Raw genomic sequence first — 16,445 nt, 5'->3', positions numbered from 1 at the left:
GGTAAGGATGTGAATCATCAACCGGAATAACCTTACCGATCAATTTATGGATATCATACAAAAACTCACCCTCATCCGAATCACAGAACGACATCGCGATACCGCTTGCCCCTGCCCTGCCTGTACGGCCTATACGGTGTACGTAAGTTTCGGGTATGTTAGGTAATTCGTAATTAATAACGTGGGTTAACTCGTCAATATCAATACCACGTGCCGCAATATCGGTAGCAACCAAAACGCGTGTAGTACGGGCCTTAAAGTTTGTTAAAGCACGCTGACGCGCATTTTGCGATTTATTACCGTGGATAGCTTCGGCAGTAATATTAACTTTTAACAAATCTTTAACCACCTTATCAGCACCATGCTTGGTACGGGTAAATACCAACGCGGTAGCAATGTTTTTATCTTTTAAAATATGATTAAGCAAAGCTTTTTTATCGTTCTTCTCAACAAAAAAGATGCTTTGGTTAATCGTATCAGCGGTCGACGATACCGGCGTAACCTCAACCTTTTCAGGGTTTTTTAAAATGCTGTTGGCTAACGCTTGTATCTCATTCGGCATAGTAGCCGAGAAGAACAACGTTTGACGCATAGCAGGTAGCTTTCCGATGATCTTTTTAACATCGTTAACAAAACCCATATCCAACATACGGTCAGCTTCGTCCAATACCAATATTTTAATCTCCCCCAAACGTACAAAACCTTGCTGAACCAGATCAAGCAAACGACCTGGTGTTGCTACCAGTATATCAACGCCACGTTTCAAAGTTTCAACCTGGTGGTGTTGCGATACACCGCCAAATATTACCAAATGTTTTAAACCCATATGGCGACCGTAAGCAGCAAAGCTCTCGTCAATTTGAATAGCCAGCTCACGTGTTGGTGTCAATATTAAGGTTTTGATACCTTTTGTTGAATTAAACTGCGCCTTATCCTGGTGCAAAATTTGCAAAATAGGAATAGCGAATGCCGCTGTTTTACCGGTACCGGTTTGCGCGCAACCTAAAAGGTCTTTACGGTTTAATATAATGGGTATTGATTGCTCCTGAATAGGAGTTGGCGTAGTATATCCCTCGTGTTTTAAGGCCTTGAGGATAGGCTCAATTAATTTTAGATCCTGGAATGACATGTATTGTATTTAATAAAAGTTCCCGCTCTATAAAAGGAAATGAGATTTGTTGTAAATCAGAGCCGGTTAAGTGCGGATATGTGTAAATCACATATATTGCTGCAAAGATACGCTTTTTATTTGGGATATGAGATATGAGAGCCAAATGCACGTAAAGAAATCTCGGGAACTTGAATTGACTTTAAATTCCCGGATACATACTTTGAAGTAATCTCTTAAAATCCACAAACTAATCTTTTCTCGTCCTATTCTTAAGTGCTTGTATATCGCCAAGGTCCTTTGCCCTACCGGTTGTTAGCTTATTTGCAATAAAATCTGTAATACTGATGTATGAGATTTTCAGATCATCAACATCTCCATCTATTTTATTTAGATAAGCCTCATCAAAGTTAACTCCCGATAGCGTTCAATATATCTAAATCCCCGGTATGCCGTGGCCTCCCATGATAGGCTAAGGCATGAGCTCTTACAACCATATATTCAACCTGATGGCGGTTTAACAATTCAACAAAATCTATAAAATCCTGCTCGAAAATCATAAAGAGCGCTTAGTAATTACCTTTTCTATACTTTTTGGATAAGAGCCATTTAACCAGGTATAATAATTCACCCGCAAACGGGTAACTTCGGCAATTCTTTCCTCTGCACTTTTTGATCGCCAAAAAAGGATATCCAAACCATCTTCATCTTCCAGCTTTACATGGTTAACCACCATTGCCATTTTTCTTTCCATCTTTTTTATTTGATGATCTTTACTATAAATATACAAAAAACGAAGTAAACAAAAAAAGCCTCCGATAAATCGGGAGGCTTTTCAATTCGCTCTAATTCGAGAAAATTAGTGAATCAATATTATTTTTTAGCGTACTTAAAGTTTTTACCAATAAACTTCGCGTTAGCGCCTAATTCTTCTTCAATACGTAATAACTGGTTGTATTTAGCTATCCTGTCTGATCGTGAAGCCGAACCGGTTTTGATCTGACCGCAATTTAAAGCAACTGCTAAATCGGCAATGGTAGCATCCTCAGTTTCTCCAGAACGGTGACTCATTACCGAAGTATAGCCATGAGTTTGAGCTAAACTAACCGCGTCAATAGTTTCCGTTAACGAACCGATCTGGTTCACCTTAACCAAAATTGAGTTAGCAGTATCCTTATCAATACCCATTTGTAAACGTTTTACATTGGTTACAAATAAATCATCGCCAACCAACTGAACTTTATCGCCCAATTTTTCGGTTAACAATTTCCATCCATCCCAATCATCTTCGGCCATACCATCTTCAATAGATATGATCGGATATTTCGCTACCAATTGAGCTAAATAATCTACCTGCTCTGCGCTGCTGCGGATCACACCTTTATCGCCTTCAAATTTGGTATAATCGTATTTGCCATCTTTGTAAAACTCAGATGCCGCGCAATCAAACGCGATGTAGATATCAACACCTGGTTTGTAACCAGCTTTCTCAATCGCTTTTAAAATCGTTTCAACACCATCTTCAGTACCTTCAAAAGTTGGAGCAAAACCACCTTCGTCGCCAACAGCGGTTGAAAGGCCACGGTCGTGCAAAATCTTTTTCAGGTTGTGGAAAACCTCAGTACCCCAACGCAAAGCCTCAGAAAATGAAGAAGCGCCAACCGGCATGATCATGAATTCCTGAAACGCGATAGGCGCGTCGGAGTGCGAACCACCGTTCACAATGTTCATCATCGGGATAGGCAATGTATTAGCGTTTACACCACCAACGTAGCGGTATAACGGCTGACGGCTTTCCTGAGCAGCAGCTTTAGCAGCAGCTAACGAAACACCCAAAATAGCATTAGCACCTAATTTACCTTTGTTAGCAGTACCATCAAGCTCAATCATCAGCTTATCAATCGCGTTTTGTTCAAAAACATCAAAGCCTTTCAAAGCAGGGGCAATTATATCATTCACGTTAGCAACGGCTTTTAAAACACCTTTGCCCATGTATACTTTTTTATCATCGTCACGCAGTTCAACAGCCTCGTGAATACCGGTTGATGCTCCTGATGGAACAGCCGCACGGCCCAAAGCGCCATTTTCTGTTAATACTTCAACTTCGATAGTTGGGTTACCGCGCGAGTCCAGTATCTGGCGGGCGTGAACGTTAATTATAATACTCATTTGTGTTTTCTTGGTTTGTTTGTATTCGATTAAGGTTATCAGGAAATTAGCGGAGCGGCTCGATTAAAACACACTCCAAACCTAACGGCCGCTAAATTATAAAAACTTAAGCAATTAAACTACGTTTTTACCCAAACATCACAATTATTTTGTGTATTATTTACACTAAGGGTTTTTGGAAGGTTTTTGATCAAAGAACAAGGGGCAAAGATTAATGATTTTCTTTCTTAACTCCTGATTCTTGCGTCTTGACTCTCTTCGATTGGGCGTTGCCAACGGCCCAGGCTTTACGCTCATACTACACAGGCATTAATCACGGGCCGGTATCCGCTTCAATCCTTAACGCAAAATAAAAATAATAGTAAAAATGTGCATGAGAAAAAGCGCAAAGGCCCGACAGCACGCCGGGCCGGGAGTATGGCCCGTGCGGGCAGAAGGTTCGGGCTGTCTTGACTTTTTGGTTACTTTTGTGTCAAGACAAATTGCGATAGCAATCATTCACACCAAAAACAACATAGGTGAATAACGCAACCAGGCCACCGCGGCTATGAGCGGCCGATGATAGAATTTAAGAATACATATCGTTCAGCCCCTCATCGCCCAATACAATAAATCCTACCTTACTCCCACTTAAACGTCTTTATCGCCACAGCATAAACAATCACCATCCAAATAAAAAGAATCAAAACCTCCGTCCGCACATCCCACAGTGTCGAACCTTCAAACGCCACACTCCGCATAGCTTTATTCAAATAAGTTAACGGCAAAGCATTACTAATAGGCTGCAACCATTTAGGGAAAGCCGTGATAGAGAAAAACGTACCCGATAACAAAAACTGTGGCAAAGTAATAATATTAGCAATCGGCGGCACACTACTCTCGTTCTTAGCCACACCAGACACCACAAAGCCAAAACCCATAAACACAATCAAACCGATAACCGATAACACCATCATATTCAACACCGTTATAAAACCATGTATCAGTGTAAAGCCAAACGCGAAGTGGCCAATAGCAATAATGATCAAAGCCCCTATCAACGAGAATACGATACGGGCTATCATTTCGCCCAATATAATGCTGTAGCGTTTAACCGGTGTAGCAAAAAACCGTTTAATTACCAACGATACCCGCAAACTCAAAAACACGAATGCAGTACCAAATACCCCGCTGCTCAACAACGAGAAACCTAACTGGCCGGGTAAAATAAAATCAATGGTTTTGTAAACCCTGCCGGTTACCGTGGCCTCGCTTAATGAAGCGTACGGTGCTGGCGCAACAAAATCTTTGGGTTTATTAAAAGCGGCCAATATAGGCATCAACACTAGCGATCGAAACAATTTACCTTTTTCGGCAGATGCTTCGGTGTACTTTACATCAATTTTGTAAGCAGGTATGGTGTTTGTATTCTTCTGAATTTTGATCATTACATCGGTGCGGCCCTTTTGCAGATCGGAAAGCATTTCGGCATCCGTTTGTGTAACGATCAAATTAGCGCCGCCACTTTTTTCAATGGCGCGATAAATGTCGCTGGTGGTATCGGTGCCGTTCATCACACCAACATCAACCTTAAAACCGCCACCACCACCAATAAAACCAAACACCAAAATAAAGATGAGCGGAAACGCCAAACTAAATACCACCGCCGAAGGGCTGCGGATTATAGAACGGAAACTGGCTTTGGCAATAGCCATGGTAGCATCAAAATTGCTGTAAGATTTTTGTTGGTTCATTAGTTAATTAGTTCAATAGTTGATTGGTCTTGCTTCCTGATTCTTGATTATTAGTTCTGCACTTACGCTTCGCGTAAATGCTTCCCCGTTTTTGTGATAAATACATCTTCAAGGTTAGCTTTCTTTACTTCTTTTTCACGTTCAAAGCCAGATGCAACCAATTCATCAATAAAGTTATCCGGGGTATTAATGCCGATAACGTTCCCGCCATCCACAAAGGCTACACGGTCGCAAAGTATTTCGGCCTCATCCATATAGTGCGTAGTAATTACAACAGTAGTCCCGTTGTCCCGTATCTCACGGATCAGATCCCAAAGGTTGCGGCGTGCCTGCGGGTCAAGCCCGGTTGTTGGCTCATCCAAAAACACGATCCGTGGGTTATTAATAAGCGTGGTCGCGATAGAGAACCGCTGTTTTTGCCCGCCCGAAAGTTCTTTGTATTTAGCTTTAGCCTTATCCGTTAACGACACCTTTTCAAGCATGTCCATCGCGCTAACCTTCACCCCGTAAAGGCCCGAAAATAGTTCGATCAGCTCGGTCAGATTCAAATTAGGATAATATCCCGCCGCCTGTAACTGCACGCCAATGCGCTGCTTAATGCTTGCTGCATCCGTATCTATCGAAAAACCATCAACAGTGATATTACCGGATGTTTTATCGCGCAGGGTTTCAATAATTTCGAGTGTGGTAGTTTTGCCGGCGCCGTTGGGGCCAAGCAGCCCAAATATCTCACCCTCAAAAACCTCAAAACTGATATCGTTAACGGCAGTAAAATCGCCATATTTTTTTACCAGGTTATTAACTGTAATAATGGGTTGTTTTGCCATGTCGTAAAAATCGGTTACTTATTTCAAATAACCATAACCTTTTCGGCGAATGACAGCTTTTTTACGGTAAAAGGAGTTTTATTTTAGTCCGAAAGTCGGGAAAGACCGGAAGTCGGAAAAACAATGATTATTACCTCTCTTTTTATTGAGCAATATCGCCTTGTTCAAATTATTGCAATTTAAGGCTTCAAATCGTTTTTAACACCCTTATCTTTAATAATACCCTTAAATGCGGAAAGTTCATTGGCGTTAAAGTTTGACTTAGGTAAACAGATCATCGATTTATTATTGAAAGCCAATATGATGAAATCTTTACTACGTTCCTTCACTTTGTTAACATGTTTCCAATCCATGGTCATATTAGTTGTTTCGCCATTGATCTGAATATTTTCATCGTTAAATACATATTCCTTTTTTTCACCCATCGAGGTATTCTTTTTATATTCTTTTCCTGATTTAAAATAGGAAAGCACCGGGAATAATGGTACATACACAAAAAATATCCCGGCGGCCCATAATAAAACCGAGTCGCCACGTTGTGCTGCAGGAACCGAGAAAAAACAGATCAGAAGAAATACTATAGCGATAGCTAATATCCATCTTACCCGCAACCACATAAAATGAATGTTTATATTCTGATACTGTTGAGCAGTTAGCTGGCTGTTGATAATTAATGCTTCCATCTGATATCTTTTATATAAATGTATGTAACTCAATTATCATTCCAACAATATTTTCAAATCAACAGCATTTTCATTCAATTGTCACTGCCTTAGGTTATTTCGTATTAGCTTCTGCCAACATCCGCACATCTACCTTTAAGCTTTCACCTTTTTTACTAACTTTGCCCCTCTGAAAATTTAGAACAAAATGAGTAAAGCGATAATTAAAACAGACAAGGGCGATATGACCGTAGAATTCTACGAAAACGATGCCCCTAAGGCCGTAGCCAATTTTAAAAAATTAGCTAAAGAAGGCTTTTACAATGGTATTGCATTTCACCGTGTGATCCCTAATTTTATGGTTCAAGGCGGATGCCCGTTCTCTAAAGATCCTGCAACTGCTTACCGCGCAGGTAGCGGCGGACCAGGTTATACCATCGATTGCGAATTAACAGGCGAAAACCAATATCACGATCGTGGTGTGTTGTCAATGGCACATGCTGGCCGTAACACTGGCGGTTCACAATTTTTCATCTGCCATAGCCGTGCAAACACTGCTCACTTAGATAGAAACCACACTTGCTTTGGTAAGGTGATTGAAAACATTGATGTAGTTGATGAGATTCGCCAGGGCGATAAAATATCTACTATTGAAATTATTGAAGATTAAGAAATGAATTTACAAGGAATTGTAGCAGTATCGGGCAAACCAGGTTTATGGCGGGCTTTGGCTCAAAATAAAACCGGCTTTATATTAGAGAGCCTTGATGCGCAAAAAATTAAGCTGGTAGCTAACCTGTCTACAGCAAAGCTGGCCGCGCTGGACGAGATCACCATTTTTAGTTACGAAGACGACATCCGTTTAAAAGATGTGTTGGAAAGAATGAAAGCGGCATCAAACGTTCCGGATATCAAGGCAGACGGCACTAAGCTTCGCGCTTTTTTCAGAGAAGTAGCACCTGATCATGATGAAGAGAAGGTTTACTCATCTGATATGAAAAAGATAGTAGGCTGGTTCCATATCCTAAAAGATATGCCTTTGTTTAAGGAAGCTGATCCAACTGCCGCACCCGTTGCAGAACCAGTAATCGAAGAGAAAGCCACTGCTAAAGCCGCAAAAGAGGAAGCTGCAGTTCCCGAAGAAAAACCAAAGGCGCCAAAAGCACCTAAAAAGAAGAAAGCCGAGTAAAGGATAATTAAGACTCAAGAATCAAGATAACAAAGCGAACATACCTGCTCTAAATCTTGATTCTTGCATCTTGGCTCTTGATTCTATTTCCTGCATGTTTCAACACATCTTCTGCAGGCCTCGGCGCAACGGCGGCAATGCTCGTGCATATCGGCATGTTTGTCGCATTCATTAGCGCAAGCCTCACATATCCGCGCGCACAAATCGCATAAATCTTCCGAAAATTTTGATTGGCGACTTAGCCATTTAAGGCATAAATTGCATATATCGGCACAATCGCGGCAAGCTTTAATGCAATCAGCCATGCGCTTGTCGCCCATTTCTATGTTCTTGGTAGCACATATTTCGCAAGCTTTCAGGCAAGCCAAACAGGCTTCAATACACTCTTCCAGCGATTTCATAGTTGTTTTGTTTTATAGTACAACTACGTAAGCCTCAAATTGTTGGTTTTATTTTAGCTGATCAGCATTTTACCCGTTCACACTTTTCATCGCCAAATTCTGGCTCAAATGTGCAATGGCTAATTTCGAGGTGTTCAAGCGTATGCCTCAGTTCATGCTTGATATGATCAAAATTCGGCATGTCAGCTTCCTTAACTACCAGGTGGGCGGTTAAAGCATTTTCGGTAGTACTCAGGGCCCAAACGTGCATGTGGTGCACATCAACTACACCTTTTACTTTAAGCAATTCCTTTTTAATTTTTTCCAGGCTCAACTCTTTCGGTACACCGGCCAAAGCCAACCTCAAACTATCTTTCAATAAACCCCATGTACCCATCAAAATCACTACTCCAATGACCAAACTGACTACACTATCTATCCAGAATAAATGAGTAAAGTAAATCGCGATGCCCGATAGTACCACACCTAACGATACAATAGCGTCTACAGCCATGTGCATATACGCGCCTTTCACATTCAGGTCCTTATCTTTTTCCTTGCCATCGCCACGGGTAAACAACCATGCGGTAAAACCGTTAACCCCTATCCCAACAAAAGCTACCCAGGCAATGGTAATTCCCGGAATTCCGTTTACCGGATGAATAAAGCGCATAATAGCCTCGTAAACAATAAACGCGATACCTACGATCAGGATAAAAGCATTTAACAACGACACAATAATGGTTGAACTTTTATAACCGTAAGTATATTGTTTATTCGATTTTGTTTTAGTGAGTTTAAAAGCCAATAGCGCTAAAGCCAGACTGGCCACATCACTCAAATTATGCCCCGCATCTGTCAATAACGAAAGCGAACCACTCACTAAACCCATGATAATCTCAATAATAACAAAGGCTGAGTTTAAGATAATACCCAATACAAAAGCCGTATTGATATGATCTATTTTAGGTGCGTGATCATGATGATGACCAATCCCGTGGCTATGGTTATGACTATGATCGTGACCTGCTGACATGCTGCAAAGATAGGAGTTTACGAATTAAACCGGGATTAAAACTATTGATGATGATAAGGCTCGCCCTTTAAAATGGTAAACGCACGGTAAATCTGTTCCACAAAAAACAACCTCACCATTTGATGCGAAAACGTCATTTTGGATAGCGAGAGCTTATCATTTGCCCGTTTGTAAATACTCTCGTCAAAACCATAAGGCCCGCCAATAATAAATACCAGGTTATTAACCGAGGCGATCATCTTTTTATTTAACAGATCAGAAAATTGAACTGATGTATGTTGCGACCCAGCCTCGTCTAATAGCATTACATAATCCGTGGCTGCAATGTTCTTAAACAGCAATTCCGCTTCCTTAGTCTTTTGTTGCGATTCACTTAACGCTTTAGTATTCTTCAACTCGGGCAATTCAACTATCTCGAATTTGATATAGTGCTTCAACCGTTTCAAATATTTATCCATGCCATCTTTCAAATAAGCATCTTCGGTTTTACCAACGGTAAGCAGTGTGATCTTCATTTCAAAACAAAAGAACGAATATTTGAGGATAAGCGCCTAATTTCCTTTAATTTGTTGCATAATAACCGCACACCAAATGAACCAGAATATTTTAGCAGATTACAACCAACGCATTAACGATGCGCAACAACAAGTTGCCAAATACAAAAAACTGGTTGATGCTTATTCATTAGGTCGCTTAGGTGCATTTGTCCTATTTATTTTGCTTGCGGTAGCATCTTCCGTTTGGATTGATTACTTCATGTTGTCTGTTTCTGTATTTCTCTTCATTTTGGGTTTTGGCTATTTGGTATCAACACAAAACAAGTACGAAGCTCAACTCCGCTTTTTTCAAAATCTAAAAGCTGTTAACGAGAATGAGGCCGCCAGTATTACCAACCGCTCAAACCTGTATTACAATGGCGATGAGTTTAACGACGAAAAGCATTACTACACTTCCGACCTTGATGTTTTCGGCCAATCATCCCTATTCCAATTAGTTAACCGCGGTGCAACAACACCCGGAATTTCAAAACTGGCAAGTTGGCTAAACGCGCCATCCCAAAAGGAAACTATTTTAGAAAGGCAAACAGCGGTACAAGAATTAACCGCTAAAAAAGATTGGAAACTCAACTTGCAAGCGCGGTTATTATTCGCTGTTAAGCAGGATAAAAATACACTCAAACTACTTTTCAATTACCTGCGCTTACCTATACTGATCAAAAACGAAAAGGCATTAACCACCTACATCAAAATTGCTCCGATAGTTATATTACTGAGCATTATTGTATCCCTTTTCTATCACCCAGCCATTTATTTAGCTATCGCTATCGCGTTGATTAACGGCAGGATAGCCACTTCGCACAACGAGCAGGTAGAAAAGGCAGATTTGTTAGCAGGCAGAATTGGGAAAGAATTAGGCAACTACGTGGAAGTTTTCAAAATGATAGAAAACGAAACCTTCAAATCAGCCTATTGCCACAGCGTTGCAGATAAAATCAAATCCCGCCAAAATGGCTATGTATCTGCCAATATCAAAGCGCTATCTAAACTTATCAATAATCTGAACGCCCGCTTAAATATTGTATTAGGCGCCATCCTTAACGGGATCTTCGTTTGGAACGTAAAGCAGGTAATAGCTATTGAAAATTGGAAGCTCAACAACCAGGAAAATCTTGAAGAAGCCTTCGATGTAATAGCCGAATTTGAAGCTTTAGTCAGTCTATCGAGTTTGCACACCAACTACCCAGACTGGATTTTTCCGCAAATTGCCGATGGTGATGCTTATACCTTATCAGCCACAGCAATAGCGCACCCGCTCATCAACAGCAAAACCCGTGTGGAGAATGATTATGAGCTACATAACACACTTAAAATTGATATCATAACCGGCTCTAACATGGCCGGCAAAAGTACCTTTTTGCGAACTTTGGGCATCAACACCGTATTAGCTTTATCAGGCGCACCGGTTTGCGCCGAAACTATGAGCGTATCTGTAATTACCATCATCAGCTATATGCGCATTAAAGATTCACTTAATGAAAGTACATCAACCTTTAAAGCCGAACTTGACCGCCTGCAAATGCTATTAGCCGCGGTTGATGGCTCCGAAAAAGTATATTTCCTGATAGATGAAATGCTGCGCGGAACAAATTCTGTAGATAAATACAAAGGCTCAAAAGCGGTTATCGAACAACTCATCCGTAAAAAAGGCGTCGGGCTTGTTGCGACACATGATCTACAAATCGCTTTGTTAGACCAAAAATATCCCGATTACATCCGCAATTACTACTTCGATATCCAGGTAATCAACGGCGAAATGTTGTTTGATTATAAGATCAAGGATGGTGAGTGTAAAACTTTTAATGCTTCGTTATTGCTTAAGAAGATAGGGATTGATGTTGATGCGGATTGAGAAATCTCCAAATTAGCTTTGTCATTTCGACGATAGGAGAAATCTGGCACTAACATACAAATCTACACCGGGATTTATTTGATTAATGCAAGTGTATTTCAAAATGTTTGTTATATTTGTATTTGCAAATGTAAATGCCAATATGGGAAGTGGTTTTCGCCGTCCAAAGTTACTAACCGCTCCCGTCCAAATGGCTACATATTAACTGTCCCAACAGTCATCTTGCAAAGATAACAAAAAGCTCATGATTAGTAATCGTGAGCTTTTTGTTTTATCCACATGCCGTTACCGTCTTGTGTAAACTCCGGCTTAATTTGTATATTGCCAATGGTAAAACATTGGTATTAATGGAAAATGATAAGACTATTGAATTTTTAAAAACGCTTAACGAAAATGGCGTAAATATCAGAACTTCAATAAAAGCATTAATTGATAGTAGGTTTCCTATTACTTCTGATAGTAAAGCAAGATACATAGATACCAAAGTATACCTAGGTAAATTGAGAGATAGTGGATATATTGCTTATGAAATTAAACAGTTTGAAAACACTGGCAAAATCGAATACATCACAGCCTCTTTAACGATTGATGGATATAGATTTCTAAATGATTTAGAAAGGGATATGCAAATGGTTTCATCTTCTAAAAAACAAACGAATGTTTTAATCGCTACGCTGGTACTAAGCGGGGCAAGTGTTATAATATCATTTCTATCTTATAAGGTCGCTAATGATGCATTAAAGTCCACAATTGATCAATTACAACATACAACATCGCAAAAAACCCAATCCCCAGCGCAAAAACCATTGCTAAAGCCAAAAGCGATTGATACGCCTCTAAAGAAAATCCAAAAAGGCGAAATTCATTGAATTTATTCTTTATGTTTCCCCTTGGTGTAGATTTGTATATTAGTGCCAGAAATCTTTTGCGCGGGACACAACCGTTTGCAGAGCCACTCGCAAAAGATTTCTCTCGTCAGTAAAGAAAGATGCTCTTTCTTGTACCTCGTTCGATTTCTATGATTTAAGCAAGTTCTTTTTGATAATATTTTTCATAGGGTCTGTTTTGGTTTACACAAGCAAAAATGCGTAGAATGAGTTTGTTTCTCACGGCATTTATCACACTCATTTTATTCTTTTTTTCCTGCTGTACCTTACGCTGATAGAATAGTTTTAAGTCGGGATTATATTGTATGGCCACGATAGCCGACAGATGCAGTAGTGTTTTTACTTTTTTATTGGCCATATGTGATACCCTAGCTTTTTTGAGGACTTTTCCTGAATCATCCGTAAAAGGAGCTACGCCTGAATAACAGGCAAATTTTTTAGAATCGCTTATGGTTTTGAACTCATTAGTGGCAACAATGATCTGTGCTGCGGTAACTTTACCGACACCGTTTACAGAGGTCACCAACGCGAACAAACGGCTTAACTCCACATCACCCGCAATGAGTTGCTGGAGGGCTTTATCAGCCCTAGCGATATCTTCATCTATGGCTTTTAGCGTATGGCTGCATATTTGAAGGCTCGCCCTGCTGACCTTATTTGTACTGAAAGCAGCGTGTTCATTAAGCGGAACTTTCAATTGTTTCTTTACCGTGATCAGGCGCAAACGCGTAGCTGAAAGATGGGCTAACTGCTGTACCACTTCGCGTTTAGGTTGCCATAAACACAGTTTGCGCTGCCTGTCGTGTGCGTAACCTGCAATCCGGATGGCATCGATCTTGTCGTTCTTCCCCCGGATATTGCCCAGCGAGTTTCTGATCTGGGTGGCCGCTTCCAAACACACATTCGCTTTCTTTTATACAGGCAATACAGCGCATGATTATTGTAAATACCCGTGTGCTCCATACAAAAGATAGCCCTGCTCAGAACAAAGCCCGGTAGTTTACACAACTCTTTAATAAACCAAGTCATAGCCCCCGATTCGTTTGCGATCTCCCGGTGAAACAATAGCCGGTCTCCTTGTTGGACCGCAAAGTCCAATTCATTTTTGGATACGTCGATGCCAATGAAAAAATCAAATTCCATACCTTTGTGCTGTTTATTTTAGTAAACAGTTAACACGTTTTAAACCACATCAATTCCTTACTAATGAGCCTCGATAACTCTAATTTCTATTTGATGCCACAGTTTAAAACAAACGGTAAGGGAGTAAATCGAACGATAGGCCTCTAAGCCTGGAAATGACAATAATGCGCCCTTACCGATGTTAACTTTATCCACAAAAATCAGAGTTATTAACAAAGAAAAAGAAGCAAAAAGAAAGCTTCAACAATAATAACAACCAATGATGTTTTGTTCAAGCTAATCTAAAGGAAATGACATTTTTTGGCGGGGAATGATAGTTCTCACTAAACAAAAAAATAGCGATGAGCCTAAACCCATCGCTATCCACATTATATATTCTAAAAACTATTAAACTTTCTCTTCTAATTTTTCGCCGGTAACAGTTTCCCTGATCTTGGCTTCCAGTTCTTCCATTAATTCCGGGTTATCCAATATCAATTGTTTAACCGCGTCGCGACCCTGACCTAAACGGGTATCGCCGTAGCTAAACCATGACCCAGCTTTTTTGATGATCTCGTACTCAACACCTAAATCGATTATCTCACCTGCTTTTGAAATACCTTCGCCAAACATAATGTCAAACTCGGCTATCCGGAACGGCGGTGCAACTTTGTTCTTTACTATCTTCACCTTTACACGGTTACCAGAAACCTCGTCAGTATCCTTAATTTGTGATATCCTGCGGATATCCAAACGTACCGAAGCGTAAAACTTCAAAGCGTTACCACCGGTAGTAGTTTCGGGGTTACCAAACATCACACCAATTTTCTCGCGCAATTGGTTGATAAAGATACAGCAGCATCCTGTTTTGCTGATGGTACCGGTTAACTTACGCAAAGCCTGCGACATTAAGCGGGCCTGTAATCCCATTTTAGAATCACCCATCTCACCTTCTATCTCACTCTTAGGTACCAAAGCGGCAACCGAGTCGATCACGATGATATCAATAGCTCCCGAACGGATCAGGTTATCGGCAATTTCCAAAGCCTGCTCGCCATTATCCGGTTGTGATATCAATAAATTTTCAACATCAACACCCAGTTTTTTGGCGTAGTATTTATCAAAAGCGTGCTCCGCATCAATAAACGCGGCAATGCCTCCATTTTTTTGACACTCGGCTATAGCATGTATGGCTAAGGTAGTTTTACCGGATGACTCCGGACCGTAAATTTCAATTACACGGCCTTTAGGCAAACCGCCAACACCAAGGGCAATATCCAAACCTAACGAACCTGTCGAAATAACCTCTATCGGTTCAATAGCGGTATCGCCCAATTTCATGATGGTACCTTTACCGTATGATTTTTCAAGCTTATCTAAGGTAAGCTGTAATGCTTTTAATTTTTCTACGCTACTCATTTCTCTAATTGTGTGGGTGTAAAGATACTAATTAAATTAGTAAATACTAATATTTTTGGCAATTTATTTTTTCTTAGGTAAACTTAGGGATACGGGCTGTGCAAATCAAATATCTTTATCCACACTGCGCTTCTTTAACTCTTTGCTAATACCATCCAGTTTGCGTTTCTTTTTGGCGGCAGTATCTTTCTTTAGCCTGGCCGCTTCTTCTTTTAATAGGTAAGTTTCGGTATGTGTACGCTCGTAATATTTACAGAACCAGGTTAGCGGGCAAATCTCACATTTGGGGCTGCGCGCTACACATATATAACGCCCATGCAAAATAAGCCAGTGGTGGGCTATAGCCAAAGTGTTTTGGGGCAGGTATTTCATTAATTGCTTTTCAACGGCCAATGGGGTATTAGCATTGGTGGTTAAACCTATCCGGTTTGACACCCGGAATACATGCGTATCCACAGCAATAGCGGCCACATCATAAACTACAGATGCTATTACGTTAGCCGTCTTCCGGCCAACGCCCGGCATGCGCTGCAATTCATTAATATCCGATGGTACTTCGTTATGAAAAACCTCAACCAGCATTTTAGCCATACCCACCAAATGTTTAGCCTTGTTATTAGGATAGCTTACACTGCGGATGTAGGTAAAAACTTCTTCGGGCGTTGATGCGGCCAGCGATTCGGGCGTAGGAAAGCGCTCAAATAACGCCGGCGTAATTTGGTTAATGCGCTTATCGGTACACTGCGCGCTGAGTATTACAGCAATTAGTAATTGGAACGGATCAGAATAATGTAACTCGGTTTCGGCAACGGGCTGGTTTTTTGCAAAATACTCAACAAAGTGACGGTAGCGTTCGGGTTTTAGCATGTACAAATATAACAAGGGTAAGCCTAAACAAGCGTATCCCTGTTATGTTACTAACGTAAATTTATCGAATGATCCAGGATATTCTGAATGGTATCGGCCTTTGGATGGATCGCTATCAGGTCCAGATCAGCACGGATGGAATTGTAAAACACAATTTCATCAGCTCCTATGCTTTCCATGGTTTCTTGCTCATTCATATCCAAAGCGTTAGTAGTTGAGTTAATAGTAGATGTAAAAGTTTCTGCCATAAGCGTTTTCTAATTTTCTATTGATTAAAGATACATTAAAAACGCAGCTGATATTAAATTATTTTATCTGTTTCATTATTTTTTCATCTAAATTTCATCTTTGTTTTGTAACGGGATGAGCTTCAAATAAAATAGCCAATTGCACAGTAAAAACGCATATTATACCAACGCAACAAAATGCGCTATGTTATACGCAATTTCATTTTTAATGGTTACAGGTTAGAAAGCCATGGGTAAAAGTGATATTCTCAGAAAGAATATCTGTCATTGCTGTAAGGGTTTATTAATTCGGTAATAGAATCAGGATTTTTATTTGTTGTTTAGGGTGGTCATTTCGATAGGTTTTTTTCCATTGATACCTTGATGTGGCCTTTCCCAATTATAGTAAA

General features: G+C 40.4%; 17 protein-coding genes. 4 read left to right on the top strand and 13 right to left on the bottom strand.

Annotation, left to right across the window (positions count from 1 at the left end; all coding sequences use genetic code 11):
• From ABIN91_RS07860 to ABIN91_RS07835, 6 genes are all read right to left on the bottom strand, one after another.
• Positions 1-1,129, bottom strand: a 1,129-nt coding sequence (locus tag ABIN91_RS07860; RefSeq protein ID WP_348050239.1) for a DEAD/DEAH box helicase, incomplete at its 3' end; no start/stop codon positions are given.
• 535 nt (positions 1,130-1,664) lie between these two features.
• Entirely contained in the window at positions 1,665-1,862 is a 198-nt protein-coding gene (locus ABIN91_RS07855) for a hypothetical protein (RefSeq protein ID WP_348050237.1), read from the bottom strand.
• A 119-nt stretch (positions 1,863-1,981) separates the two neighbouring features.
• Positions 1,982-3,277 (bottom strand): phosphopyruvate hydratase, encoded by a 1,296-nt coding sequence (gene eno / locus ABIN91_RS07850; RefSeq protein WP_348050235.1) that lies wholly within the window; start codon positions 3,275-3,277, stop codon positions 1,982-1,984.
• Positions 3,278-3,897: 620 nt separating this feature from the next.
• Positions 3,898-5,010 (bottom strand): ABC transporter permease, encoded by a 1,113-nt coding sequence (locus ABIN91_RS07845; protein ID WP_348050233.1) that lies wholly within the window; start codon positions 5,008-5,010, stop codon positions 3,898-3,900.
• Positions 5,011-5,072: 62 nt separating this feature from the next.
• Positions 5,073-5,837 (bottom strand): ABC transporter ATP-binding protein, encoded by a 765-nt coding sequence (locus ABIN91_RS07840; protein ID WP_348050231.1) that lies wholly within the window; start codon positions 5,835-5,837, stop codon positions 5,073-5,075.
• Positions 5,838-6,016: 179 nt separating this feature from the next.
• Complete coding sequence (locus ABIN91_RS07835; protein ID WP_348050229.1) at positions 6,017-6,520, bottom strand: YcxB family protein; 504 nt, start codon at positions 6,518-6,520, stop codon at positions 6,017-6,019.
• 187 nt (positions 6,521-6,707) lie between these two features.
• On the opposite strand from ABIN91_RS07835, the gene ABIN91_RS07830 reads away from it, so the two are divergent.
• Both ABIN91_RS07830 and ABIN91_RS07825 read left to right on the top strand, forming a co-directional pair.
• Positions 6,708-7,169 carry a peptidylprolyl isomerase gene (locus ABIN91_RS07830; RefSeq protein ID WP_348050227.1) on the top strand — a complete coding sequence of 154 codons (462 nt, stop codon included), beginning with the start codon at positions 6,708-6,710 and terminating at the stop codon, positions 7,167-7,169.
• 3 nt (positions 7,170-7,172) lie between these two features.
• The gene (locus tag ABIN91_RS07825) at positions 7,173-7,688 is read left to right on the top strand and encodes a DUF5606 domain-containing protein (RefSeq protein WP_348050225.1); all 516 of its coding nucleotides are present in this window, start codon (positions 7,173-7,175) and stop codon (positions 7,686-7,688) included.
• A gap of 83 nt (positions 7,689-7,771) precedes the next feature.
• On the opposite strand, the gene ABIN91_RS07820 is transcribed toward ABIN91_RS07825, so the two are convergent.
• The 3 genes from ABIN91_RS07820 to rlmH form a co-directional block, all read right to left on the bottom strand.
• A complete protein-coding gene (locus ABIN91_RS07820) occupies positions 7,772-8,089 on the bottom strand; it encodes a four-helix bundle copper-binding protein (RefSeq protein ID WP_348050223.1) in 318 nt (105 codons plus the stop codon).
• 61 nt (positions 8,090-8,150) lie between these two features.
• Positions 8,151-9,104, bottom strand: a complete 954-nt coding sequence (locus ABIN91_RS07815; protein WP_348050221.1) for a cation diffusion facilitator family transporter — start codon at positions 9,102-9,104, stop codon at positions 8,151-8,153.
• 41 nt (positions 9,105-9,145) lie between these two features.
• A complete protein-coding gene (gene rlmH / locus ABIN91_RS07810; RefSeq protein ID WP_348050219.1) occupies positions 9,146-9,619 on the bottom strand; it encodes a 23S rRNA (pseudouridine(1915)-N(3))-methyltransferase RlmH in 474 nt (157 codons plus the stop codon).
• Between the two features lie 76 nt (positions 9,620-9,695).
• Here rlmH and ABIN91_RS07805 point away from each other — a divergent pair, with 76 nt between their 5' ends.
• Positions 9,696-11,513: a DNA mismatch repair protein MutS gene (locus tag ABIN91_RS07805; RefSeq protein ID WP_348050217.1), complete on the top strand. Its 1,818-nt coding sequence runs from the start codon at positions 9,696-9,698 to the stop codon at positions 11,511-11,513.
• Between the two features lie 347 nt (positions 11,514-11,860).
• Positions 11,861-12,382 carry a hypothetical protein gene (locus tag ABIN91_RS07800; protein ID WP_348050215.1) on the top strand — a complete coding sequence of 174 codons (522 nt, stop codon included), beginning with the start codon at positions 11,861-11,863 and terminating at the stop codon, positions 12,380-12,382.
• 154 nt (positions 12,383-12,536) lie between these two features.
• On the opposite strand, the gene ABIN91_RS07795 is transcribed toward ABIN91_RS07800, so the two are convergent.
• The 4 genes from ABIN91_RS07795 to ABIN91_RS07780 form a co-directional block, all read right to left on the bottom strand.
• Entirely contained in the window at positions 12,537-13,295 is a 759-nt protein-coding gene (locus ABIN91_RS07795) for a transposase (protein ID WP_348050213.1), read from the bottom strand.
• A 635-nt stretch (positions 13,296-13,930) separates the two neighbouring features.
• Positions 13,931-14,941: a recombinase RecA gene (gene recA / locus ABIN91_RS07790; protein WP_348050211.1), complete on the bottom strand. Its 1,011-nt coding sequence runs from the start codon at positions 14,939-14,941 to the stop codon at positions 13,931-13,933.
• Positions 14,942-15,046: 105 nt separating this feature from the next.
• Positions 15,047-15,808 (bottom strand): endonuclease III, encoded by a 762-nt coding sequence (gene nth, locus ABIN91_RS07785; RefSeq protein WP_348050209.1) that lies wholly within the window; start codon positions 15,806-15,808, stop codon positions 15,047-15,049.
• A gap of 50 nt (positions 15,809-15,858) precedes the next feature.
• Positions 15,859-16,056 carry a hypothetical protein gene (locus tag ABIN91_RS07780; RefSeq protein WP_348050207.1) on the bottom strand — a complete coding sequence of 66 codons (198 nt, stop codon included), beginning with the start codon at positions 16,054-16,056 and terminating at the stop codon, positions 15,859-15,861.
• Between the last annotated feature and the right edge of the window lie 389 nt (positions 16,057-16,445).

The organism is Mucilaginibacter sp. (assembly GCF_039921305.1).
Lineage (GTDB): Bacteria > Bacteroidota > Bacteroidia > Sphingobacteriales > Sphingobacteriaceae > Mucilaginibacter.
This window is presented reverse-complemented; position numbering and strand designations above follow the sequence as displayed.

Coding starts and splice junctions, on each gene's coding strand:
- ABIN91_RS07815 (WP_348050221.1), bottom strand. CDS start 9,104: ATGTCAGCAGGTCACGATCATAGTCATAACCATAGCCACGGGATTGGT.
- ABIN91_RS07835 (WP_348050229.1), bottom strand. CDS start 6,520: ATGGAAGCATTAATTATCAACAGCCAGCTAACTGCTCAACAGTATCAG.
- ABIN91_RS07855 (WP_348050237.1), bottom strand. CDS start 1,862: ATGGAAAGAAAAATGGCAATGGTGGTTAACCATGTAAAGCTGGAAGAT.
- ABIN91_RS07830 (WP_348050227.1), top strand. CDS start 6,708: ATGAGTAAAGCGATAATTAAAACAGACAAGGGCGATATGACCGTAGAA.
- ABIN91_RS07805 (WP_348050217.1), top strand. CDS start 9,696: ATGAACCAGAATATTTTAGCAGATTACAACCAACGCATTAACGATGCG.
- ABIN91_RS07800 (WP_348050215.1), top strand. CDS start 11,861: ATGGAAAATGATAAGACTATTGAATTTTTAAAAACGCTTAACGAAAAT.
- ABIN91_RS07780 (WP_348050207.1), bottom strand. CDS start 16,056: ATGGCAGAAACTTTTACATCTACTATTAACTCAACTACTAACGCTTTG.
- ABIN91_RS07820 (WP_348050223.1), bottom strand. CDS start 8,089: ATGAAATCGCTGGAAGAGTGTATTGAAGCCTGTTTGGCTTGCCTGAAA.
- rlmH (WP_348050219.1), bottom strand. CDS start 9,619: ATGAAGATCACACTGCTTACCGTTGGTAAAACCGAAGATGCTTATTTG.
- ABIN91_RS07845 (WP_348050233.1), bottom strand. CDS start 5,010: ATGAACCAACAAAAATCTTACAGCAATTTTGATGCTACCATGGCTATT.
- eno (WP_348050235.1), bottom strand. CDS start 3,277: ATGAGTATTATAATTAACGTTCACGCCCGCCAGATACTGGACTCGCGC.
- nth (WP_348050209.1), bottom strand. CDS start 15,808: ATGCTAAAACCCGAACGCTACCGTCACTTTGTTGAGTATTTTGCAAAA.
- ABIN91_RS07825 (WP_348050225.1), top strand. CDS start 7,173: ATGAATTTACAAGGAATTGTAGCAGTATCGGGCAAACCAGGTTTATGG.
- ABIN91_RS07840 (WP_348050231.1), bottom strand. CDS start 5,837: ATGGCAAAACAACCCATTATTACAGTTAATAACCTGGTAAAAAAATAT.
- recA (WP_348050211.1), bottom strand. CDS start 14,941: ATGAGTAGCGTAGAAAAATTAAAAGCATTACAGCTTACCTTAGATAAG.